The 1,196-nt window shown below is 64.6% G+C and carries 2 protein-coding genes; both read right to left on the bottom strand.

What is annotated here, in order from left to right; genetic code table 11:
* Positions 1 to 289: transposase family protein (locus E1258_RS32735; protein WP_371688720.1), on the bottom strand; the 289-nt coding region annotated here is incomplete at its 3' end.
* A gap of 15 nt (positions 290 to 304) precedes the next feature.
* On the bottom strand, positions 305 to 1,196 hold an 892-nt coding region (locus E1258_RS33780), incomplete at its 5' end, for a hypothetical protein (protein WP_165949967.1).

Here is a 1,196-nt window from a genome sequence, read left to right as displayed (position 1 = left end):
GGCCGAGGGTGTCGATGACCCGGTGGGCGGCGGAGTGCGACACCCCGAACAGCGGACCGATCTGCCGCATGGTCAGGTTCGTGCGCCAGTACACGGCCACCAGCAGCACCCGGTCTGCGAGGTCGAGCGACCACTGCCGGCCCGGCCGCCCGTCGGCGATGGCATCCCCGCCGCGTTCGGCGACCAGCCTGACCAGCGTGCGGAACTGGGCGGGCTGCAGCCCGGTGAACGGAAAGATCCACTCCGGGCGAGCTGCCGTGATCACCTGCACCACAACATGATCCACCATGGACCCGCCACCGAGTTACGAGACATCCTTTAGTGGGGCGATCGAACCATCGTCGGTCTGAATGGAGAGATCGGTAAGTGACTCGTCCTGATTAATGTGAAGCGCTTCTACGGTCTGGGAACTCGTGACGCCGGTCATGGGGTCATGCGCTAGAACTTCGTCGCCCACGGCAACTTCAGCGATAGGGCGGGTGGTGCCGTCGGCCATGAGTACGGATGTGGCAGGGTCGAAGCTGTGCTTGGCGCAGCCGGACTTCGCTGCAGGTGCACCACCGCCACCATTGTTGGAAGGCTTCCCCTTGGTCGTTGGCCCTGGTTCCTTCGTCGGCGGCTTTGGCGGTTTCGGGGCGGGGGCTTGGCTGGCTGCGGACCGGGCGTCCGCCTTGATGGCTGCCATCTCGCGGGCGTCGGCTGCATGGTCGATCTTGGGTGCAGGGCCGGTCGGTGCTTTGCCGAGGGCCGCCTTTGCTTTGTCGGCGATCCAGCCGGCGCTGGCCTTGCACCAGGACTTGATTTTGCACGCCCAGTCGAGGACGGGAACGGTGGAGACGGCCGACACGGCCGCGTCCGTGTAGTTGCCCTCCGTAATGTAGATGATCGCGTTGGCGACGTCGCAGATTGCTCCTGCAGGCAGAACGAGGCCACAACCATCAAGGTTCTCGTGCCGGCGCTGGGATTTGGTCTTCTTGGGGAAGCCGCTGTCTCCGCTGCTGGCAGAGGGTTCGCCTTGGCCTTGACCGTGTGTGCCTTCGACTGCGTTTTGGCATTCGTAACCGCCCAGGCCGGCACCCCAGCATGGGGTGAGGTTCTGGAGGTCATTTGGATTCCCGTACTCGGGGATGATTTCGCCGCTGGGGTCGCTGTAGGTGATGGGGTTGTTGGCGGCGTAGGTGTAGGCGGGGAGTTGG

Origin of the sequence: Micromonospora sp. KC207 (assembly GCF_004348615.1) — a bacterium.
In the GTDB taxonomy this organism is placed as follows: domain Bacteria; phylum Actinomycetota; class Actinomycetes; order Mycobacteriales; family Micromonosporaceae; genus Micromonospora.
The sequence above is the reverse complement of the archived record's forward strand: the minus strand, read 5'-3'. Positions and strand labels throughout refer to the sequence as shown.